Raw genomic sequence first — 20,916 nt, forward strand, 5'->3', positions numbered from 1 at the left:
CCTTTAGAAAATCGGGGGCTCGGGCACTTTGCTGCCAGCCTGGAGGAAATCGAAGTCACAGCCCTGATCGGCCTGGGTCACATGTTGTTGATAGAGTGCGGCATAAGAGCGTTCATAAACTTTGTGTACCGGTTTGAGCGTGCGGCGGCGCTCGGCCAGCTCTTCATCACTGACCAGCATGTTGAGGCGGCCATTGGCGATATCGAGCTCGATGAGGTCACCGGTACGTACCAGTGCCAGTGGGCCACCAATGGCCGCTTCAGGGGCAACGTGCAGGATACAGGTGCCATAGTGAGTACCGGACATGCGGGCATCGCTAATCCGCACCATGTCGGTGACGCCTTGTTGCAGCAGCTTTTTCGGGATCGGCAGGTTGCCCCACTCCGGCATGCCCGGCGCGCCGACCGGGCCGGCATTGCGCAGGATAATCACTGATTCCTTGGTTACCTCCAGGGCGGGGTCATCGATGCGATCCGAGAGCTCTTGATGGCTGTCGAAGACGATGGCAGGGCCCTTGTGGTGGCGCAGTTCGGGTTTGGCGGCAGATGATTTCATCACAGCCCCGTTGGGGCACAGATTGCCGCGCAATACTGTCAATGCACATCCACGGGAGAGCGGTACCACAGGGTTATCTAGCGAGCGGATCACGTTGTCGTCATAACAGGTCGCGTTGGCAATCCACTGTGCAACGGGACGATTGGTGACCCCGATCGCATCGAGGTGGAGGAATGACTCCACCTTTTTCAGCTGGGCCATCAGACCGCCGGCGAAGAAGAACTCCTCCATCAACTGATCACCAGAGGGAAACAGATTGGCCAGCACAGGGACTTCCCGTGCCACCGACTCCATGTCTTCCAGAGTGAGGTTGATGCCCGCCCGGTTGGCCATCGCAATCATGTGGATCGCGGCATTGGTGGAGCCGCCGAGCGCCATGTAGGCCACTACGCCATTGAGGAAGTTGGCTCGGGTCAGCCAGCGGGAAGGTTTGTGATCATGCCACACCATGTCGACGATGATTTGGCCGCATTGGGCTGCCATCTGGACGTGTCGCGAGTCAGCGGCGGGGATGGAGCTGGCCCCCGGCAACATAAAGCCCATGGCATCGGCGATGGAGGTCATGGTGGATGCTGTGCCCATGGTATTGCAGGTGCCGATGGAGCGAGTCATCGCCCCCTCCAGCTCGATCCAGTCATGCTGGGTAATGGCCCCCAAGCGCAATTGATCCCAGAACTTCTTGGTATGGGTACCGGCACCGGTGACATGACCGCGCCATTTGCCGCTCGACATGGGGCCGGCGGGGCAGAAGATCACTGGCAAGTCCATCGAAATGGCGCCCATCAGCAGGGCTGGCGTGGATTTGTCGCAACCGCCGAGCAGCACAGCCCCATCGATCGGATGCTGGCGCAGCAGCTCTTCTGCCTCCATCGCCAGAAAGTTGCGATAGAGCATGGTGGTCGGCTTGACCAATACTTCCCCGACCGACAGCGCGGGCAATTCAACGGGGTAGCCTCCCGCGGCCCAGACGGCTCGCTTGACGGCCTCGGCGCGCTCACGCAGGTGGCTATGGCAGGGGCTCATTTCACTCCAGGTATTGATGATCCCGATCACGGGCTTGCCCATGAATTCGTCGCGGTTCAAGCCACTTTGCTGACTGCGTTGACGATGGGCGAAGGCTCGGATGGTGTCGGGGGCATACCAGCGTTGGCTACGCAGCGCCGAGATATCGAGCTTGGCCAGGTTTTCACTGTTGAATGACATAGGAATAGCGCTCTCTTTGTCTGATTTGGTTAAGGATTAATTCAATAAAAACAGCATGTTAAATTCAGCCATTCTGACCCGCACGAAGAGGGGGGGGGTCAGGCGATGGAGTAGATTGTTCACTCATTCGGTGATGGGGTTTCCGGGGAGAAGCAAGGGCATGGCGTTGTGCCAGCTCCCGGACGATCTGTTGATAGCGAGCATCAGTGAGCGGGTAGAACAGCAACATCAAGGCAGCAGCGCAAATCAGGGCACAGATCGGGTAGAGAAACATCAGATTGGCGATGCTGCTTTGGGTCTCGGTGCTTTGCGTCGCGTTGGGAACATAGTCTGACCATGCCAGCACCAGCCCGGGAATGAGGCCCGCAAGCGCGGCCGAACATTTGCGGCAGAAGGTCAGACTGCAGTAGACCAGCCCTTCTGTGCGGATGCCGGTTTTCCATTCCCCATACTCGACGGTGTCAGAGATGAACGCCCAGTTGAGACTGTTGACGAAAGCGGATCCCCACAGGGCCAGGGAGGTGAAGAGGATGTAATCGAGAGCACTCTCGCTGTAGAGGTAGTTGAGCAGGTCACCGCATATCCACACGCCAATGCCGGCCAGATAGACAGGCAGTTTGCCAAAACGGTGCACGGCAAAGGGGACCAGCAATACCCCCAGGTAGATACACCCTATGCTGATGAAGCTCATGTAGGCGATCATCGATACGTCGCCAATCACATATTGGGCGTAAAAAACCTGAACAATCAGCTTGGTGTTGAACGCTGCTAGCGTCAGCAGATTGGCCAGCGCCAGGATGCCCAGCGGACGGTTTGCCAGCACGGCCCGTGCGTTGGTTTGTACTGCCGAAAACCCCGATTCGTTGACAACCGATGGCAGCACATGGCGTTCACGAACTCTGCTGTAGCAAAAGAGTACTGCTGCAGCCCCCATGACCGAATAAATCAGTACCGCAACGCTATAGCCGACCTGTGGTTTGTCAAACAGCAATACCAGCGGCATGAACCCCACCGAGCAGAGCAGTAATCCGGTATTGGCTCCGCCCTGGCGCCAGGCGGCGAGCTCGGCTCGGTCCTGGAGTCGCTTGGTGAGGGCCGGGACCATGGCGCCATAGGAGGCATTGCCAAAACTGTAAAAGGCACCAAACATCATGAACAGCAGGGTAAACAGTACTGTTTTAGCGATGACCGGGAGCTCAACGCTGGTAAACAGGGCGGTGTTGATAAGAGCCAGTGGCACTATGGTCCAGAGCAGGAAGGGGCGAAATTTACCTCTGGGGCCGAGCTCGGAACGATTATCCAGCACGCTGCCGGTCACCAGATCGGTGCAGGCGGTAAAGAACTTCGAAACCAGAAAGATTGCTCCGGCCCATGCTGCCGGAATGGCTGCCACATCGGTCAGGAAGATCAGCAAATAGAGAGTTGTGCAGTTGAGCAGGAAGTTATAGCCGAGATCACCCACTCCGTAGGCCATCTTTTCCTGCCATGCCAGACGGTCACTTGCCACATTGCGATATGTCATGGGATCACATCCTTGAAGAGAGCAACAGCGTGGCCAGCACGCCGCTGCCAGTTGCATGAGAGTCAGCTTTGGGTGGTCGCCACACGGCGGGCACCAAGGCTGGCGATGATCTCTTGATAGCGCTGCTCGTTGAGGGTGTAGAAGAGGGCCATCACCAGTGCCGTTACGATGGCCAGGCTTGCCGGGTAGATGAAAATCAGTCCGGTGATCCCGGCTTTGGCGGCATCGGTTTGCTCCACATTGGGCATGTAGCCAACCAGTGCCAGAGCAAACCCGGGGACGAACCCTGCGATAGCTTGCGAACACTTTCTAAAGAAGGTCATGCCGCAGTAGACCAAGCCTTCGGTACGGGTACCGGTTTTCCACTCACCGTACTCAACGGTATCTGAGACAAACGCCCAGTTAAGGCTGTTGACGAAAGAGGTGCCAAAGAACGCCAGCGAGGTGAACAGCACGTAACTCATGACGGTGCCACCGAACAGGTAGTTGGCAATGTCGCCGGAGATCCACAGGCACAATCCGGCCAGATAGACAGGTTTTTTGCCAAAGCGGCGTACCAGCGCAGGCACAGACAACACCCCGAGGTAGATGCACCCCATGCTGACAAAGCTCATGTAAGAGACCATGGAGACATCACCCAGAATGTACTGGGCGTAGAAGACCTGCACGGTGAGTTTGACGTTGAATGCGGAGAGGGTCAGCAGGTTGGCTACTGCCAGCACCAGCAACTGGTTGTTCTTGAGTACCGCCTTGAGCCCCTCCTTGATGGTGGGCTTCTCGACGATCTGGTCAGGGTCATTACCTATGATGGTGTGGTGTTCTTTGACGTTGAGGTAGCAAAAGAGCACCGCCGCCAAGCCGACCGAGGTGTAGGCCAGGGCTGCCACCATGTAGCCGGTCTCCTGGGATTCAAACAACATGGCGATGGGCATGAAACCGACGGTGGCCAGCAACAAGCCAGTGTTGGCTCCGCCCTGACGCCAGGCTGCCAGCTCTGCGCGATCCTGAACGTTTTTGGTCATAGAGGGCACCATGGCGCCATAGCTGGCATTGCCCAGGCTAAAAAACAGGCCAAAGGCCATGAAGCAGACAATGAACAGGGTGGTCTTGGTCTCGCTGTCGAGCTCAAAATTGCAAAACAGCAACATGTTGCAGATAAACAGCGGCACTATGGTCCAGAGCAGCATCGGACGAAACTTGCCGCGAGGTCCGAAGCTCTTGCGGGTGTCGAGGAAAATGCCGGTGCCCAGGTCGGTGAAGCCGGTGAACACTTTCGCCACCAAAAAGATGACGCCTGCCCACGCCGCATTGATACCTGCTACATCGGTCAGAAATTTAAGCAGATAGAGGGTGGTGATATTCAATACAAAGTTGTAACCAAAATCGCCGACGCCATAGGCAAGTTTTTCCCTAAAAGGCAGTCTGCTTTCGATATGCGCCTGAACAACCATTTTATTCTCCATAGTGTGGAACCCATCCGGCCTGCCAATAATCGTAGCGATGCGATTGTTGGCGCAAGGGTGATTGTTGAAAAGTGGGATCCAGATCGAGAGATTGCGCTGGTGGTTAAGGATTCTCTTAAAAATGGTGTTTACAAATGGGCCAAGCGTTTTCATGTGGCGGATGTTGATTGGTGATCGAGATCGCTGTTTGGGTTTTACGTGATTGAAATGAAATCGTAGCGCTATTATTGTGTTTGCGAGCAAGCGGGGATGGCCCGACTAAACAGGAGCTTATGCAATGCAACTCGAATTTTCGTCACAGGCGTTAACGATTCAGCACCAGCAGCAGTTGTTATTTTCTCATCAAGCGGATGTCCCAGCGTTTTATATAGGCAAGGGCCGGGAAAAAATGGAAATTTATCGCGGCAATTTTGATATCGAAGACTATATCGAGTCTCGCGTCGCATTGACTCATATCGAACAGGTTGACAACAACCTGTTTGTTTTTGCCCCGAATGCCTTGACCCCGGCTTTGTTACAGGTGGCTGTGGTGTGTGATGGCGATGATGTGATGCTTTATCCGACCATACTGAACGAGGCATATAACCGCTTTTGGGTCAGATTGCCGGCCGAACGTAAAGAGCATGTCTGGGGTTGTGGCGAGCAGATGTCCTATTTTGATTTGCGTGGCCGTCACTTTCCGTTGTGGACCTCAGAGCCCGGTGTTGGTCGCCATCCCCACAGCGAGATCAAATGGAAAGCCGATGTGATGGGCAAAGCCGGTGGGGATTACTACCACACCAACTATCCGCAACCCACGTTTGTCTCCTCTCGTAAATACAGCTGCCATATCGACACCACCGCTTATGCCGATTTCGATTTTCGTCACGAAGGGTTTCATGAGCTGCAAGTGTGGGCGATCCCGCAGGCCATCGAGTTGCGCACCGCAGAGAGCTATCTGGGCATTATCGAAAAACTGTCCGCCCGGTTTGGCCGCCAGCCCAGGTTGCCTGAGTGGGTTTACAAGGGGGCGATCCTTGGTCTGAAGGGGGGAGAGGTCAATACCTTCAGTCGTCTGGAAAACGCCCTTGACCATGGTATCAAGGTTTCGGGTTTGTGGAGTGAAGACTGGTGCGGCTTGCGGGTCACCTCGTTTGGCAAGCGCCTGTTCTGGGACTGGGATTGGCAGCACCATCAGGATCGCTACCCCAATCTGCCCGCCAGGATCAAGGCGCTCAATGACCAGGGCATCGAGTTCATGGCCTACGTCAACCCCTACCTGTGTGAAGATGGCAAGCTGTTTCCGATCGCCAAAGAGCTCGGCTATATGGCGCTGGACAAGGATGGTCAGGTTGCGCTGGTCGACTTTGGCGAATTCTATTGCGGCTGTATCGACTTTACCAATCCAGACGCCATGGCCTGGTTCCGTGATACCGTGCTGCGTAAAAACATGCTGGACATGGGGATCAAGGGGTGGATGGCTGACTTTGGCGAGTACCTGCCGACCGATAACATCTACCTGCACAACGGTGTCGATGCCAAGCTGATGCACAATGCCTGGCCGACTCTGTGGGCCCAGTGCAACGCTGACGCGATCGCTATGAACGGCCAAACCGGTGATGCCCTGTTCTTTATGCGAGCCGGTTACACCGGGGTGCAGCAATACTGCCCGCTACTGTGGGCAGGCGATCAATGTGTCGATTTCAGCCGTCACGACGGTCTGGTCACGGTGATCTCGGGGGCGCTCTCCTCCGGTATGTTGGGGAACGCTTATCACCACTCGGATATCGGTGGCTACACCTCACTGTTTGGCAACCGTCGAACCAAGGAGCTGTTTGACCGCTGGGTTGAAATGGCTGCCTTTACCCCAGTCATGCGTACCCACGAAGGTAACCGCCCTGATGAGAACTTCCAGTTTGACCAGGATGGCAGCACGTTGGCGCATTTTGCCCGGATGACCCGAGTTTATTGCCACCTGACTCCTTACTTACGTAGCCTGGTGGATGAAGCGGCTGAGAAAGGGTATCCGGTTCAACGTGCCATGATGCTGCATTTTGAACATGATCCCGAGGTCTACGTCATACAGGATCAATACCTCTATGGGTCAGAGTTGCTGGTGGCACCGGTTCACCAAGGGGATGTGCGTGAGTGGACAACTTACCTGCCTGCAGGTGAGCAGTGGACTCATATCTGGAGCGGCCAGCGCTTTACAGGGGGCCAGCGGGTCACTCTGCCTGCACCGATTGGCCAGCCCCCAGTGTTCTATCGTGCCAAAAGTCCCTGGGCTTCGCTGTTTGCCGAGCTAAAGGATCTGGCGTAAATCGCACCGGCGTTCGCCATAGAGGATGCGACCCGGATAACCCATGGCCGTGACAATGTTCACGGCCATTATGTTTCACCAGAGGAGCAGAGCAGCATGATTGACACTCTTGACGTTGTGCAAAACCCCAGCCAGGACGACATCGATTTTTTACGAGACAATCTGATCACAACCAATCGTGAGTTTGTCGGTGAACAGATACGTCGCCCACTTGCCATCTTCTATCAGGATGAGCAGCAACGTCGTGCCGGAGGATGCAGCGGCCATACCTACGGCAACTGGCTCTATATCGAGTATCTGTGGGTGGCCAGCAGTCTGCGGGGGCGCGGTGTAGGAGGCCGGTTATTGGCAGCGATGGAGCAGGCTGCCCGCGAGCGCGGCTGCCGTTTTTCACAGCTCGATACTTTTAGTTTTCAAGCAAAGCCTTTTTACCAAGCGCGGGGGTATTCAGTCGTCATGACGTTGGAAAAGTGCCCGGTGTTTCATCAGCGATATTACTTAACCAAAACCTTGTAGCGCTGGCAGTAACTGGTGCCCTGCTTAAAAATATCTGACGCAATGGATAGTGTTCTGGTAGATACATGGGGGGCATTTATCTTCATGGGCTATTTATCAAGGCCATGGTTTTGTGATGGATCATGGTGTGACTATATTGGCTTGGTCACAAAACAAACCGGGTACTCTGTCTGGGGATCAAGTCAAATCCGGCATCAATGATCTCGCCTCTATAATCGGGATCGCGAGCCATCCGTAACATCATGGATGCAGCCTGGCTGGCAACAGAGTGAATATTGATATTGATACTGGACAAGGTCACGGGGGCCAGATAACCGCTGCCTGGAAAATCGCCAAACCCGATGATAGAGAGTTGCTCTGGTACCGGGATATTGCGTGCAATCGCCTCCATCAGCAATGCAGTACCAATGGTATCGTTTGATGCAAAAATGCCGTCGAGTTTGCGCTCTTTGAGCAGTGTCTTGATGAGTAGTTCGCGTGCGGCGGGGTAAATATTGTCGCTGTAAGGGATTTCGACCAACAAGGGATCCATACCCGCCGTCTCAAGTGCCTGGCAAAAGCCGCTGTAGCGGCTCTGCGCACGCACGTCATCGTTAAAACGGGTCGTGAAATAGGCAATTTTATGGCAGCCGGAGCGTATCAGGTAAGATGCGGCATCGTAACCCACCTGAAAATGATCTATACCGACCTGCGCGACAAACGGACTGGCTTCACCGATTTGCCATGCTTGAACCACAGGCACCGCACTGTGCTCCAGCATACGAATCGTAGTATCACTGTGCTTCGCGCCAGTGAGGGTTATGGCGGCAGGAGACCATTGTAAAATGGAGCGGATCTGCTGCTCCTCTTTTTCCATTGAGTGATCATGAGATGCGATATAGAGCTGAAAACCTGCATCACTCACGATATGTTCAATCTGCTGGACAAAGGTACTAAAGGTAATATTGGAAATGGAAGGAACGATAATTGCCATTGCCGAGCTTCGCCCGGCAGTAAACTGACTGGCAATTTTGTTGTGCACATAACCCAATTCATCAATGGCACGCTGAATTTTATGGCCGGTATTGGCTTTTACCTTGTCTGGATGACGTACATAAAGTGAGACTGTCGAGGGGGACACCTTGGCCAGGGCCGCGACATCATCAAGCTTGACGGTTTGTTTGCTTCTCGAGGACACGTGTTCTGCTTCCTGATTGGTTTTACTCGGCTCGACATCCTTCGTTATCTGAGGGAAAAGCCATCCAATAATCTCCCGACATGTATTTAAGTGTATAAAAAATAAGGCTTAAATAAAAGTGATGATTCGCTGTAGGAGGTGCGTCGGCAATTCGGGTTACTTGTATGGTAATTAGATTTTGGTTAGCCATTACAAATAAAAACGTGTTGCCAAGAGCGCTTGAGCGTTTTGGCATCCAATGTCGAAAAATGAGCCTCTTTAACTGCCATGACCCATGGCAGTTAACTGTTCAAATAAACACCGCACCACATGGTGAAGGGTGGTTACTTCAGGGTATGAGTATTTAGTGTTATGGGAATCGGTAGTTCTCATCAGCACTCTCTGCAATCGTCTAATGGGTGTTACAACCGCGTTGGATAGCTCACCGTTTAGTGCCTGGGACGTAGCGACAACCACTTGGCAGGGGGGTTATTGAGCGTGTGGCTCTGATGAAGGTAGTGGAGAGACGATCGCCTCCTGCCTGTATTGGCGCAGCAGTTTGAGGAAATCATCCGGTTCCCGATCCAGGCTGCCTACCGGGATCAACAGGTCATAACCGAGCAAGTGGCGCATGCGAATCATCCGTTGAGCCAGCATGGCCAATGCGCCATCGTAGTGCAGCCCTTGCGGGGAGCAAAAGTGACTCTCCTCCAGCCAGTCGATGCCTTGTAAGGGGTCATTTGTATGCACTGGCTGCCCATGGAGCTGCTCATTATGCAGGGCATGCAGCAACACAGGGCGCTGCTCTGTCAACAGATGCACGGCCAGTCTGGGAGTGATCAGTGTCAGAAACTCGTCATACTGTTTTATCTTGAAACCGATATAGGGCAGGGGCTGGAGATCCCAACCAACATGGATTCTGGGTTGATCGATACGCTGGATGTTGTGCCACTTCAGTGCCCAGCCGCCATATTTGTGGTGATAGTGGAGGGAGTGCTGGCATAGGGATAGGCTGATCGGGGGCTCATTGAGCTTGAACCAGCCTATCAAGGTTATCATCATGCCACTCAGTAGCAATATATAGGCCGGGAGCACCGGGCCTTCCACAAGCAACCAGAGTAGTAATAGCATCAGGCTGGTGATGAGCCCCCCGGCCCAGATCAGGGTTAGTCCGTTTCGGCGGACCAGAGGCTTTATATGTTGTGTCTCCATTTAACCTCCTTGTCCTGATGAGGGGGGCGATCTTTTATGACACCACCCGTTTGTCTTTGACCAAGTATAAGCGCCGCGTTTTTGCGCTGGCCAGCAAAGCAAATGGCAGTCATGGGCCGGCTCGGGTATAGTCCTGCGCCAATGGCGTTATCCTGTTTTGCTGACCCGTCGTGGCCCTGGTGGTGGCGAGGGGCAGGCCTGTGTAAGGAGTGTTATGAAGTTCAGTCCCCTGCTCGATGAGATGATGAAAGCCCTGCAGGTATTGCCGGGGGTGGGGCCCAAGTCTGCCCAGCGGATGGCCTTTACCCTGCTGGAGCGTGAGCGCAGCGGCGGTTTGCGTCTGGCCCAGCTGCTCTCTCGCGCCCTGACCGAGATTGGCCACTGCAGCCACTGCCGCACCTTTACCGAGAACGACCGCTGCGATATCTGCGCCAATCCCAAGCGGGAAGAGAATGGCCTGCTCTGCGTGGTGGAGAGCCCGGCGGACGTGGCGGCCATCGAGCAGACCGGCCAGTTCTCTGGTCGCTACTTTGTGCTGATGGGTCATCTGTCGCCGCTGGACGGCATAGGCCCGGAGGAGCTGGGGCTCGATATTCTCGAGCGCCGGTTGAAGGAAGAGCACATCAGCGAACTGATCCTCGCCACCAATCCGACCATCGAGGGGGATGCCACCGCCTGGTATATCGCCGACATGGCCCGTGCGGCCGGGGTGGAGGTGAGCCGCATTGCCCACGGGGTGCCGGTAGGGGGCGAGCTGGAGCTGGTGGATGGCACTACGCTTTCCCACTCCCTGATGGGGCGCCAGCGCCTCAAATAAGGGGCTGGATAGGATTGTGCCATTACGGCCTGATCAGAAAATCGGCAGTTGAATGGAAAAAGGGGGCGAATGAGCAGGATTGCACATTCGCCCCCTTGATATTTGGATCCCTGTCCCCATCTAGGTTGGGCGTATGTTCAACCCGATGTTTCTGAGGATTGGTCCATGACCCAAAGTGTTCATGCCGAAACCCACGGCTTTCAGACTGAAGTCAAACAACTGCTGAGCCTGATGGCTCACAGCCTCTACTCCAACAAAGAAGTATTCCTGCGCGAGCTGATCTCCAACGCATCCGATGCGGCGGACAAGCTGCGCTTCAAGGCGCTTTCCGATGCCTCTTTGTTCGAAAACGACGGCCAGTTGCGTGTGCGTCTGGTGGTGGACAAAGAGAAGCGTACCCTGACCATCTCCGATAACGGGATCGGTATGACCCGTGATCAGGTGATTGAGCACCTGGGTACCATCGCCAAGTCCGGCACCGCAGAATTCTTCAAAAACCTCTCCGGCGATCAGGGTAAGGATTCCCAGCTGATCGGTCAGTTCGGGGTCGGTTTCTACTCCGCCTTTATCGTGGCCGACAAGGTGACCGTGGTGTCCCGCGCCGCCGGTACTGCTCCGGAGCAGGGCGTACAGTGGGAATCGGAAGGGGAAGGCTCCTTCACCGTCGCTGATGTGACCAAAGAGGGTCGCGGTACCGACGTCATCCTGCACCTGCGTGCCGAAGAGGACGAGTTCCTCGACGATTGGCGTTTGCGCTCCGTGGTGGGCAAATATTCCGATCACATCAGCGTGCCGGTCGAAATGTTCAAAGAGGGCACCCCGGATCGCGAAGAGGATGGCGAAACCATCGTCGGCACCCCGGGCGAGTGGGAGCAGGTCAACCGCGCCACGGCACTGTGGACCCGCAACCCGAAAGATATCAAGGACGAGGAGTATCAGGAGTTCTACAAGCACGTCGCCCACGACTTTGAAGATCCGCTGCTGTGGGGTCACAACCGGGTGGAAGGGGCGCAGGAGTACACTAGCCTGCTCTACGTGCCGGCCCGCGCTCCGTTCGACCTCTACAACCGCGAGCAGAAGCACGGTCTGAAGCTCTACGTACAGCGCGTCTTTATCATGGATGACGCCGAGCAGTTTATGCCGACCTACCTGCGCTTCGTCAAAGGGGTGCTGGACTCCAACGATCTGCCGCTCAACGTCAGCCGTGAGATCCTGCAGGACAACAAGGTGACCGCCTCTCTGCGCAAGGCTTGCTCCAAGCGCGTCCTGACCATGCTCTCCAAGCTGGCGAAAGACGATGCCGAGAAGTACGCCAAGTTCTGGAAAGAGTTCGGTAACGTGCTCAAAGAGGGCCCGGCCGAGGATTACGCCAACCGCGAAGAGATCGCCAAGCTCTTGCGCTTTGCCAGCACCGCTGGCGAGGGCGAAGCCCAGACCGTCTCTCTCGAGGATTACGTTGGCCGCATGAAGGAAGGCCAGCAGAAGATCTACTACATCACTGCTGACTCCTATGCCGCTGCCAAGAACAGCCCGCACCTCGAGATCTTCCGCAAGAAAGGTGTCGAAGTGCTGCTGATGTGGGAGCGCGTGGACGAGTGGCTGATGAGCCACCTGACCGAGTTCGACGGCAAGCAGCTTATCTCCGTCACCCGTGGCGAACTGGATCTCGGCGATCTGGAAGACGAAGCCTCCAAGCAGGCCCAGGAAGAGGCCGAGAAGGCCAACGCCGGTCTGGTGGAGCGGGTCAAGAAGAGCTTGGGCGATGCAGTGAAAGAGGTGCGTGTCACCCACCGTCTGACCGACTCCCCCTCTTGCATCGTCACCGACGCCTACGGTATGAGCACCCAGATGATCAAGCTGATGCGCGCGGCCGGCCAGCCGGTACCGGAGCAGAAGTACATTCTGGAGCTCAACCCTGACCACGCGCTGGTGAAGAAACTCGACACCATTGAAGACGAGGCACTGTTTGGCGAGTGGGTCACCCTGCTGCACGAACAGGCCCAGCTGGCCGAGCAGGGCGGGCTGAACGATCCGGCGAGCTTCGTCTCCCGCATCAACCGTCTGTTGCTGCAAGCCTAAGCAGCAACGCCGGTAACAGAAAGCCCACTGTATGCAGTGGGCTTTTTTGATCCCGCCGAGTGAGCTCGGCGAAACACAGCGGCAAGGGCGGCGGCCAGCGCCTCTCTATTTGCGGTATTCGTTGTTGTAGTTCTGGATGAGACGGCGAGTCACCTCATGCTGGGGATCCGCAAACACCTTGAGAGTCTTGCCGCGCTCCACCACCCGACCTTCGTGCATTACCAGCACCTCGTCGCTGATATGGCTGACGATGCCCAAATCGTTGGCTACCAGCACATAACTCAGTCCCATGGTCTCCTGCATCTCCAGCAGCAGATTGATGATCTGGGAGCGTACCGAGATATCCAGGGTGGAGAGCGCCTCATCGGCCACCACGATCTTGGGGTTGAGGATCAGCGCCCGCGCCAGCGCCACCCGCTGTTGCTGACCGGAGGAGAGCATCTGCGGATAAAACAGGGCGTGGTCCGGCAGCATCCCCACCATGCGCAGGGTTTGCACCACCTTCTCACGGCGCTCCTCCTCGGTCATCTCGGTGTTGAGACGCAGCGGGGTTTCCAGGATCTGGCCGACCCGGATCTTGCGGTTCAGCGAGGTGTTGGGATCCTGAAAAATCATCCGCAGCAGTTTGCAGCGAGTCTGGTAATCGCCATGCACCATCAGTTGGCCGTCGATGGCGATGTCGCCGCTGGTGGGTTCGATCATGCCGGCCAGAATGCGGGCGAGGGTACTCTTGCCGGAGCCAGCTTCGCCGACGATGGCGAGGGTCTGGCCCACTTCGAGATCGAACGAGAGGGGCTTGATCGCCTCCACCGCCTGACGACGGAATAGACCGGTGCGGTTCTGGTAGGTTTTGCTAAGGCCTCTGACCTGCAACAGGGATGGCTCGATCACAAGCGGGGCTCCTTCATGGGGGCATTAACGGTCATCATTTTTTCGGCTCCTCCATGTTCAGCGGGAAGTGGCAGCTGAACTGATGGCCCTTGATCTTGTTCATCAACGGAGTCTGCACGCACTGCTTCTGGGCGTAGGGGCAGCGCGGCCCCAGACGGCAGCCGATGGGCAGGTGTTGCAGCGGCGGGATGACGCCGGGCAGGGTCTCGAGGCGCGACTTGTGGCGCACCAGCTTGTCAAAGTCGGGGATCGATTTGAGCAGGGCATCGGTATAGGGGTGATGCGGGGTCTCGAGGATCTGCTCCCGTGTGCCCACTTCCACCATCTGGCCGCAGTACATCACGTTGATGGTATCGGTCAGGTTGGCGATGGCGGCGATATCGTTACTGATGATCAGGATGGTGGTATTGCCCAGCTTGTTCATCTTGTCCAGGAGTCGCAGGATCTGGGAGTGGGTGGTGGACTCCATGGCGCTGGTGGGCTCGTCGGCTACCAGCAGACGCGGCTGGTTGGCAATGGCCATGGCGATCATCACCTTCTGGCACATGCCATCCGACAGCTCATGGGGATAGGCGCGCATCACCTTGCGGTGATCCTTGACGCCGACCCGGTGCAGCAGGGCGATGGCCTTCTTCTTGCGCCACTGGAAGCGTTGCCAGAATTGCCCCTCGAACGAATCGGTCGGGATTGCCTCTTCCAGCTGGGTGCCGATCTCCTCGGAGGGGTCGAGACAGCTGATGGGGTCCTGGAAGATCATGGCGATCTCGCGACCCATGATGCGACGGCGCTCCTTGGGGGCCATGGTCAGCAGATCCATGTCGTTGAAGCGCATCCGGTCGGCACGTACCGTCCAGTTGTCCTTCTCGATGCCGACGATCACCTTGGCGATCAGACTTTTACCTGAGCCGGATTCACCCACCAGACCGCGGATCTCCCCCTCGGTCAGGGTCAGGCTCACCTTGTCCACCGCCTTGACCTTGCCTTGCGGTGTGTCGATCTCGATGGTGAGATTGCGAATATCGAGCAGCGGCATCAGTCATTCCCCTCTTTGAGTGCTTCGCGGATGCCTTCACCAACCAGGTTGGTGGCCAGCACGCTGAACAGGATAGCCATGCCCGGCAAAGTGACGGTCCAGGGTGCGAGATAGATGAGGTCACTCGAATCGGCCAGCATGGTGCCCCACTCCGGTTGAGGGGATTGTGCTCCGAGGCCGAGAAAACCGACTGCCGAGATATCGAGAATGGCCGCAGACAAGGTGCGGGTGGTCTGGGCCACCAGGGTCTCGACGATATTGGGCAAAATAGCCAGCCGCATGATCCTGAAGGGGGGCGAGCCATCGAGCCGACTGGCAATGATGTACTCCTTCTGCATCTCGGCATGCACCGCGTTGTAAGTGGCCCGGATAAAGGGGGGGATCAATGCCAGGGTAATGGCGATCAGGGTATTGCCAAGGCCCGGCCCCAGAATGGCAACCATGATGATGGCCATCAGCAGGGAGGGGATGGAGAGCAGGGTATCGAGCAGGTGGTGCAGCACGCTCGATTTCAGCCCCTTGCTCATGCCGCCGAGTATGCCGATGGCGGAGCCCACCACCATGGCGATCACCACCACGACAAGGGCACAGCCGAAAGTGAGGCGCGCCCCCACCACCAGCCGGGAGAGCATGTCGCGCCCCAAATCATCGGTGCCGAGGAAGTAGTCGATGTTGCCGGTCGCCGCCCAGGAGGGGGCGAGCAGCAGCTTGTCGGTGTGCTGTTCATCGATGCCGTAGGGGACGACCAGCGGCCCCACCAGCGTGATGAGCAGCAACAGCAAAAAGCACCAGAGCCCCGCCATCGCCAACGGATTGCGGCTGTAGGAGGCCCACGTCTGCTCAAGGGGCGAGAGGATCTTGAGCTCGGGATAGATGTTCGATTTATCTTGCATAGGATACCTGGCTCCTGGTCACGCCATGAGCGCGTTCAATCTTGTTTGGCATACAACTCTTTGCGCCGTGCCGGATAGATAAGGGTGGTCAGCAACTCGGTGCTGACGCTGGTCAGGATCACGAAACTGGCGACCACCAAGGTTGCGCCGCGAATGGCGGCGTAATCCTGCAGGGCGATGCTGCTGATGAGCCAGCGGCCGATCCCGTGCCACTCGAACACCACCTCGGTGATCATGGCGGAGGTGAGCACGCTACCCAGTTGCAGACCCAGCAGCGGCAGTACCGGCGGCAGGGCGTTCTTCAGACCATGGCGCCAGACGATCTGCGCCTTGGAAAGGCCCCGGCTCGCCGCCGCCTTGATGTAGTTCTGCTTCATCACGTCGATGAGGGAGCTGCGCACATGGCGGATCACCTCGGTGGTGGGCACCACCGCCAGCACCAGTGATGGGAGAATGAGGTGGCGCAGGGCATCGTGCAGCGCCGCTTGCCGCCAGGGCTCGTTGCTGAGCAGCACATCGATCACCGCGATGCCGGTAATGGGGGGCACGTCGTAGAGCAGGCTGATCTGGCCCGACGCCGGCAGCCAGCCGAGATCCAGCGAAAAGAGCATCACCACCAGCAGCGCCAGCCAGAACACCGGCACCGCATAGCCGATAAGACCGGCAGTCATGATGGAGAGATCCAGCGTCTTGCCCTGTGACAGGGCCGCCAGGGTGCCGAGAGGAATCCCCACCAGCAGCGAGATGGCGAACGCCGCCAGACAGAGGATCAGGGTCGCCGGGAAGTAGTGGCGGATCTCGTCCAGCACCGGCAGTCCGGAGACGCTGGAGAGCCCCAGGTCGCCTGCGAAAATGCGGCGCAGGAAGTCGGGATAGCCGCTCCAGAAGCTGAGCTGATTGCCGATCAGCCGATAGTCCAGCAGGTAGGCGACAAAGGTCAGCGCCAGCAGGGTGATGAGCAGCAGGTTGATGCGGCGCAAGGTGTATAGAAGCATGCTTACTCCCTGTGAGCCTGGTTGAAGGAGGTGCCGCCAAAGGGCATCAGCGTCAGCCCCTCGATGTCGCTGCGGCTGACCTGGGTACGCAAGGCGTGCGCCAGCGGGATCAGCGGCAGCTGTTCGTTGAGCAGGGTCTGGGCATAGTAGTAGTTGCGCAGCCGGAACGAGAGCTGGGGCGTGGTGACCGCATCATCCAGCAACTGATCGAAGGCCGGGCTACACCAGCGGCTGTAGTTGTTGCCGCGCTCCACTGCCGAGCAGCTCAGCAGCTGACGGAAGAAATTGTCCGGGTCGGCGTTGTCGGCAATCCAGCCGGAGAGCAGGCTGTCGTACTGCCCCTTGGTGAGGCGGCTTTCGATCACCGGCCACTCCCGTTGCACGATCTTGAGCTTGATCCCGACCTTGGCCAGATCGCTGCGGATCAGCTGGGCAGTCTTGACCGCATCCGGGTTGTAGGGGCGGGCGTCCGGCTGTACCAGCACCTGCATCTCGAACCCTTTCTCCAGTCCCGCCTCCTTGAGCAGCTGGCGCGCCCGTTTCAGGTCGGGTTTGCGCTCGGGCAGGCTGGGGTTGTAACCCCATGAGAGGGTCGGCAGCAGGCTGTTGGCGGGCAGGCCAGTATCGAAATAGACCGCCTGCAGCAGATTGTCGATATTGATGGCGCTGGCAATGGCCTGACGCACCTTGACGTTGTTGAACGGCGGCTTGCGGGTATTGAGGGCCAAAAAGGCGACGTTCATCCCCGACTGGACCGAGAGGCTCAGCGCCGGATTTTGCTTGATCACCGAGAGCTGGCTGGCGGAAGGGGTGCTCATCACGTCGCACTCGCCGGTCAGCAGCTTGGCCAGCCGTTTGGCGGATTTGGGGGTGATGTCGTAGACCAGCTGTTCAATCTTGGCATCGCCGCCCCAGTAGCCGGGGTGGCGCAGATAGCGGATGAACTCGTTGTGGCGATACTCCTTGAAGCTGAACGGCCCGGTGCCGATGGGGCGGCTATCCAGCAGGGCTGGCGTGCCCGCCTGCAACATCTGCTCGGCGTATTCGGCGGAGAGGATCACCGCATAGTCGCTGGCCAGGGTGGCGAGGAAGGAGGCGTTCGGCTGGTTCAGCTCGAATACCACCGTCTGCGGCCCCTTCTTGCTCACCCGTTTGATCAGCAGATCTTGCCCCAGGCTGTAGAAGTAGGGGTAATCGCCGCCGGACACATTGTGATAGGGGTGCTGCTCGTCAAGCTGGCGGGCATAGGTGAAGACCACGTCATCGGCATTGAAGGTGCGGGTGGGCTTGAACCAGGGAGTATGGTGAAACGTCACCCCCTTGCGCAGGGTCAGGGTATAGGTGAGGCCATCCTCGCTGACATGCCAGTTGGTGGCGAGCGCCGGCTCCAACGCCAGGGTGTTGGGGTTCACCTCCAGCAGGCGGTCGTAGAGCGGACGGGCACTGGCATCCAGTGTCACCCCGGAGTTGGAAACATGGGGATTGAAGGAGAGGGGGGATCCCTCAGCACAATAGATGAGTCCGGTTTTGGAGGCCTCGGGTTGCTTCTGGCAGCCGGTGACCAGCACCAGCATACCCAGCAGCAAGGGTGTGAGCATTCTCATTGTTGAACCATGTTCTTATAGGGGTTTTGTTCGCACGTTTTGATACAAATGTGCCAGCGCGAAGGCTGGCGTATTGCTGGAGTCGGCATCAACCGCGCTCCTTCACTCTTGTTCTGCATCGTTATCGCCATCCAGCAGCTGATATTTGCGTAGCATGCCACGGAACTGGTGATAGCTTAAGGCCAGCAGTTGAGCGGCTTTGCGCTGATTATACTGGGATTGCTGCATCGCTTGCTTGAGTAAATTAATCTCGTACTCCGCCACCGCCTGCTTGAGATCGAGCGGCAAGGCGAGGGGGGATGCAGATTGTACCTCGCTTCGGGCCTCTTGCGCAGGTTGCGTGACCTGTGGTCGCCAGGGGGAATCAAACGGGTTGAGCACCAGGGTCGAGAGCGGTAGTTGGGGATTGCCCTGACGATAGATGCTGCGCTCCACCACGTTCTTCAGCTCCCGCACGTTACCCGGCCAGTGGTAATCCAGCAGTAGCTGGGTTGCCTTGCGCGAGAAACCGGCAAAGAGCGGATAGCCCAGCTCCCGGGTCATGCTGTGGGCGAAGTGCTCCGCCAGCATCAGGATATCTTCCCGCCGCTCCCGCAAGGGGGGGAGGGTGATCACATCAAACGCGAGCCGGTCGAGCAGATCGTGGCGAAACTGCCCCTTGTCGGCCAGCGCAGGGAGATCCTCGTTGGTGGCGCAGACCAGCCGCACATCCACCTTAAGGGGCTTGGCCCCACCCACCCGCTCGAACTCGCCATATTCGATGACCCGCAGCAACTTCTCCTGCACCCTGGCGCTGGTGGTGGCCAGCTCGTCGAGGAAGAGGGTGCCGCCATCGGCCCGCTCGAAGCGGCCCTGATGGCGCTTGGCTGCACCGGTAAATGATCCCGCTTCGTGACCGAACAGCTCGGTTTCCAGCAGGCTCTCGCTCAGGGTGGCACAGTTGATGGTGACAAAGCTTTGATCCCAGCGCGCCGAGAGATAATGTAGGCGGTGGGCGATCAGCTCCTTGCCCGTCCCCCGCTCACCGATGATCAGCACGGGTTTGCGCAGCGGGGCGAGCCGTGAGGCCTGCTCAATGATCTCGAGAAATGCGTTGGATTCCCCCAGCAGGCTTTCCGTGGCCGTGGTCATAGTGATCCCTGTCAGTTGTAAAAGCTGGTCAATCTTACCAAAAGTTGGTGATTTTAATCATCACTTGCGCGAGGCATCTTGCAATTCGGCTATTCTGCCCCATATAAATCAACAAGTTAAATTTTGTTCCAGATTGGCACACAAGTTGCCATTGTCAATGGAGAAACAACGCCATGCCAATAACAGGAGTGCAATCATGAGTATTTTTTCCCGTCTGGCCGACATCATCAATTCCAACCTGACGGCCCTGCTCGACAAGGCAGAAGATCCCCAGAAGATGGTGCGCCTGATCATCCAGGAGATGGAGGACGAGCTGGTCAAGGAGCGTTCCAATCTGGCCCGCTTCCTCGCCAGCCAGAAAGAGATTGGTCGTCAGGTCGCCCGTCATCAGGAGCGGGTCGACGAGTGGCAAGCCAAGGCCGAGCTAGCCCTGACCAAGGGACGTGAAGATCTGGCCCGCGCCGCCCTTATCGAGAAGAAGAAACAGACCGAGTTGTCAGAGACCCTCTACCGCGAGCAGCAAGCGGTCGACAGCGGTATCGAGAAGCTGGGTGAGGAGATCCGCCAGCTCGAAGCCAAGCTGGAAGATGCCCGCGCCCGTCAAAAGGCGATGGCCATTCGCACCGAAGCGGCCAGCAGCCGTCTCAATGTGCAGAGCCAGGTAGCCCGTGGCGAGAGCCAGGCTGTGGTGAGCAAGTTTGAGCGGATGGAGCGTCGCATCGACGAAATGGAAGCGCGCGCCGATCTGGGTCAGTCCGACAAGGCGCTGGCGCAGCAGTTTGCCGAGCTGGAAGTGGACGATCAGATAAGCCGTGAGCTGGAAGCCATGCGCCAGAAGCTGGGTCAGGGCGACAGCAAAAGCGAAGGCAAACAGGGGGAGTAACAGATGGAAGATCTGCTGGGCGTATTGATGGTTCCCATGGTGGTCTTCATGGTGGTGGTGGCCCCCATCTGGCTGGTGCTGCACTATCGTGCCAAGGGGCGGATTGGCGCCGGTCTTGCCGATAGCGAGCGGGAACAGCTGCAAGGGCTGCTGGCTCGCACCGAGAAGATGCAGGAGCGAGTGGGCGCGCTGGAGTCGATTCTGGATGCGGAAGTACCCGGTTGGAGGAACAAGGTATGAGCAGTGTCAGTCGTGAAGGGCGTAACCTCTATCGCGATCCCCAGCGTGGCAAGATAGCCGGGGTCTGTGCCGGTTTGGCTGAGTATTTCGGGGTGGAGACCTGGATCGTGCGGCTGCTCGCCATCAGTGGCCTTATCTTCGCCGGTTTCATTACCTTCACCGCCTATATCGCTGCCTGGTTCCTGCTCGATAAAAAGCCGGTCACCCTCTATTCGCAAGAGGATGCCGACTTTGCCGAGGTGCGGATGAAAGCGCGCAGCTGGCAGGCGGGGATCACCCCTCATCAGGCGCTGGGCCGCATCGCGCAGGAACTTGACGCGCTGGAGCCCAGAGTTCAGCGGATCGAGAAGCTGGTGACCTCCAGGGAGTTCAACCTGCAGCGGGAGTTTCGCAAGCTGTAGTTCTTGCTGAAGCCCCCATGTCG

Annotated in this window: 19 protein-coding genes; 8 read left to right on the forward strand and 11 right to left on the reverse strand. The window is 57.5% G+C overall.

The window, feature by feature from the left end:
• Window positions 1-3: 3 nt before the first annotated feature.
• The 3 genes from araD to G5332_RS05955 form a co-directional block, all read right to left on the reverse strand.
• A complete protein-coding gene (gene araD, locus G5332_RS05945) occupies window positions 4-1,758 on the reverse strand; it encodes an L-arabinonate dehydratase (protein ID WP_216978944.1) in 1,755 nt (584 codons plus the stop codon).
• A 64-nt stretch (window positions 1,759-1,822) separates the two neighbouring features.
• Window positions 1,823-3,280, reverse strand: coding sequence for a glycoside-pentoside-hexuronide (GPH):cation symporter (locus tag G5332_RS05950; protein WP_421255451.1), 1,458 nt, complete (start codon window positions 3,278-3,280; stop codon window positions 1,823-1,825).
• Window positions 3,281-3,342: 62 nt separating this feature from the next.
• Window positions 3,343-4,731, reverse strand: coding sequence for a glycoside-pentoside-hexuronide (GPH):cation symporter (locus tag G5332_RS05955; RefSeq protein ID WP_421236285.1), 1,389 nt, complete (start codon window positions 4,729-4,731; stop codon window positions 3,343-3,345).
• Here G5332_RS05955 and G5332_RS05960 point away from each other — a divergent pair.
• The 3 genes from G5332_RS05960 (at window position 4,714) to G5332_RS05970 (ending at window position 7,558) form a co-directional block, all read left to right on the forward strand.
• Window positions 4,714-4,917 (forward strand): hypothetical protein, encoded by a 204-nt coding sequence (locus G5332_RS05960; RefSeq protein WP_421236286.1) that lies wholly within the window; start codon window positions 4,714-4,716, stop codon window positions 4,915-4,917. The genes G5332_RS05955 and G5332_RS05960 overlap by 18 nt on opposite strands.
• Before the next feature lie 103 nt (window positions 4,918-5,020).
• Entirely contained in the window at window positions 5,021-7,042 is a 2,022-nt protein-coding gene (locus G5332_RS05965; RefSeq protein WP_421236287.1) for an alpha-glucosidase, read from the forward strand.
• Between the two features lie 96 nt (window positions 7,043-7,138).
• Window positions 7,139-7,558: a GNAT family N-acetyltransferase gene (locus G5332_RS05970; RefSeq protein WP_323892302.1), complete on the forward strand. Its 420-nt coding sequence runs from the start codon at window positions 7,139-7,141 to the stop codon at window positions 7,556-7,558.
• Window positions 7,559-7,703: 145 nt separating this feature from the next.
• On the opposite strand, the gene G5332_RS05975 is transcribed toward G5332_RS05970, so the two are convergent.
• Together G5332_RS05975 and G5332_RS05980 are read right to left on the reverse strand one after the other, a co-directional pair.
• Window positions 7,704-8,735 carry a LacI family DNA-binding transcriptional regulator gene (locus tag G5332_RS05975; protein ID WP_216953430.1) on the reverse strand — a complete coding sequence of 344 codons (1,032 nt, stop codon included), beginning with the start codon at window positions 8,733-8,735 and terminating at the stop codon, window positions 7,704-7,706.
• A gap of 468 nt (window positions 8,736-9,203) precedes the next feature.
• Window positions 9,204-9,926, reverse strand: a complete 723-nt coding sequence (locus G5332_RS05980) for a DUF2982 domain-containing protein (protein WP_421221570.1) — start codon at window positions 9,924-9,926, stop codon at window positions 9,204-9,206.
• Between the two features lie 214 nt (window positions 9,927-10,140).
• Here G5332_RS05980 and recR point away from each other — a divergent pair, with 214 nt between their 5' ends.
• Both recR and htpG read left to right on the forward strand, forming a co-directional pair.
• The gene (recR, locus tag G5332_RS05985; protein WP_019444931.1) at window positions 10,141-10,743 is read left to right on the forward strand and encodes a recombination mediator RecR; all 603 of its coding nucleotides are present in this window, start codon (window positions 10,141-10,143) and stop codon (window positions 10,741-10,743) included.
• 165 nt (window positions 10,744-10,908) lie between these two features.
• Entirely contained in the window at window positions 10,909-12,822 is a 1,914-nt protein-coding gene (gene htpG / locus G5332_RS05990) for a molecular chaperone HtpG (protein WP_058058711.1), read from the forward strand.
• Window positions 12,823-12,927: 105 nt separating this feature from the next.
• Here the strand turns inward: htpG and G5332_RS05995 are convergent, their stop codons facing one another.
• From G5332_RS05995 to pspF, 6 genes are all read right to left on the reverse strand, one after another.
• A complete protein-coding gene (locus G5332_RS05995; RefSeq protein WP_005333681.1) occupies window positions 12,928-13,713 on the reverse strand; it encodes an ATP-binding cassette domain-containing protein in 786 nt (261 codons plus the stop codon).
• Between the two features lie 34 nt (window positions 13,714-13,747).
• Entirely contained in the window at window positions 13,748-14,746 is a 999-nt protein-coding gene (locus tag G5332_RS06000) for an oligopeptide/dipeptide ABC transporter ATP-binding protein (protein ID WP_005333679.1), read from the reverse strand.
• A complete protein-coding gene (locus tag G5332_RS06005; protein ID WP_216953434.1) occupies window positions 14,746-15,639 on the reverse strand; it encodes an ABC transporter permease subunit in 894 nt (297 codons plus the stop codon). Before G5332_RS06005 ends, G5332_RS06000 begins: the two co-directional genes overlap by 1 nt.
• 35 nt (window positions 15,640-15,674) lie before the next feature.
• Window positions 15,675-16,634 (reverse strand): ABC transporter permease, encoded by a 960-nt coding sequence (locus G5332_RS06010; protein WP_021231386.1) that lies wholly within the window; start codon window positions 16,632-16,634, stop codon window positions 15,675-15,677.
• 2 nt (window positions 16,635-16,636) lie between these two features.
• Window positions 16,637-18,232 carry an ABC transporter substrate-binding protein SapA gene (gene sapA, locus G5332_RS06015; RefSeq protein WP_162515159.1) on the reverse strand — a complete coding sequence of 532 codons (1,596 nt, stop codon included), beginning with the start codon at window positions 18,230-18,232 and terminating at the stop codon, window positions 16,637-16,639.
• A gap of 108 nt (window positions 18,233-18,340) precedes the next feature.
• Window positions 18,341-19,369 carry a phage shock protein operon transcriptional activator gene (pspF, locus tag G5332_RS06020; protein WP_005333674.1) on the reverse strand — a complete coding sequence of 343 codons (1,029 nt, stop codon included), beginning with the start codon at window positions 19,367-19,369 and terminating at the stop codon, window positions 18,341-18,343.
• Between the two features lie 196 nt (window positions 19,370-19,565).
• Between pspF and pspA the strand changes: the two genes are divergently transcribed.
• From pspA to pspC, 3 genes are read left to right on the forward strand one after another with little or no spacing between them, the layout of a single operon-like run.
• Window positions 19,566-20,252, forward strand: coding sequence for a phage shock protein PspA (gene pspA / locus G5332_RS06025; RefSeq protein ID WP_005361184.1), 687 nt, complete (start codon window positions 19,566-19,568; stop codon window positions 20,250-20,252).
• A gap of 3 nt (window positions 20,253-20,255) precedes the next feature.
• Complete coding sequence (pspB, locus tag G5332_RS06030; protein WP_005333672.1) at window positions 20,256-20,492, forward strand: envelope stress response membrane protein PspB; 237 nt, start codon at window positions 20,256-20,258, stop codon at window positions 20,490-20,492.
• Complete coding sequence (gene pspC, locus G5332_RS06035; RefSeq protein ID WP_421311177.1) at window positions 20,489-20,893, forward strand: envelope stress response membrane protein PspC; 405 nt, start codon at window positions 20,489-20,491, stop codon at window positions 20,891-20,893. The genes pspB and pspC overlap by 4 nt, the downstream gene beginning before the upstream one ends.
• The last annotated feature ends 23 nt before the right edge of the window (window positions 20,894-20,916 follow it).

It is taken from the genome of Aeromonas sp. 603757, from assembly GCF_049171255.1.
Lineage (GTDB): Bacteria > Pseudomonadota > Gammaproteobacteria > Enterobacterales > Aeromonadaceae > Aeromonas > Aeromonas veronii_A.

Bases quoted from the DNA above. Each gene is read 5' to 3' on its own strand.
- G5332_RS06005 (WP_216953434.1), bottom strand. From the start codon at position 15,639: ATGCAAGATAAATCGAACATCTATCCCGAGCTCAAGATCCTCTCGCCC.
- recR (WP_019444931.1), top strand. From the start codon at position 10,141: ATGAAGTTCAGTCCCCTGCTCGATGAGATGATGAAAGCCCTGCAGGTA.
- G5332_RS05960 (WP_421236286.1), top strand. From the start codon at position 4,714: ATGCGCCTGAACAACCATTTTATTCTCCATAGTGTGGAACCCATCCGG.
- pspA (WP_005361184.1), top strand. From the start codon at position 19,566: ATGAGTATTTTTTCCCGTCTGGCCGACATCATCAATTCCAACCTGACG.
- G5332_RS05970 (WP_323892302.1), top strand. From the start codon at position 7,139: ATGATTGACACTCTTGACGTTGTGCAAAACCCCAGCCAGGACGACATC.
- G5332_RS05980 (WP_421221570.1), bottom strand. From the start codon at position 9,926: ATGGAGACACAACATATAAAGCCTCTGGTCCGCCGAAACGGACTAACC.
- pspC (WP_421311177.1), top strand. From the start codon at position 20,489: ATGAGCAGTGTCAGTCGTGAAGGGCGTAACCTCTATCGCGATCCCCAG.
- G5332_RS05965 (WP_421236287.1), top strand. From the start codon at position 5,021: ATGCAACTCGAATTTTCGTCACAGGCGTTAACGATTCAGCACCAGCAG.
- htpG (WP_058058711.1), top strand. From the start codon at position 10,909: ATGACCCAAAGTGTTCATGCCGAAACCCACGGCTTTCAGACTGAAGTC.
- G5332_RS05955 (WP_421236285.1), bottom strand. From the start codon at position 4,731: ATGGTTGTTCAGGCGCATATCGAAAGCAGACTGCCTTTTAGGGAAAAA.
- pspB (WP_005333672.1), top strand. From the start codon at position 20,256: ATGGAAGATCTGCTGGGCGTATTGATGGTTCCCATGGTGGTCTTCATG.
- G5332_RS06010 (WP_021231386.1), bottom strand. From the start codon at position 16,634: ATGCTTCTATACACCTTGCGCCGCATCAACCTGCTGCTCATCACCCTG.
- pspF (WP_005333674.1), bottom strand. From the start codon at position 19,369: ATGACCACGGCCACGGAAAGCCTGCTGGGGGAATCCAACGCATTTCTC.
- araD (WP_216978944.1), bottom strand. From the start codon at position 1,758: ATGTCATTCAACAGTGAAAACCTGGCCAAGCTCGATATCTCGGCGCTG.
- sapA (WP_162515159.1), bottom strand. From the start codon at position 18,232: ATGCTCACACCCTTGCTGCTGGGTATGCTGGTGCTGGTCACCGGCTGC.
- G5332_RS05950 (WP_421255451.1), bottom strand. From the start codon at position 3,280: ATGACATATCGCAATGTGGCAAGTGACCGTCTGGCATGGCAGGAAAAG.
- G5332_RS06000 (WP_005333679.1), bottom strand. From the start codon at position 14,746: ATGCCGCTGCTCGATATTCGCAATCTCACCATCGAGATCGACACACCG.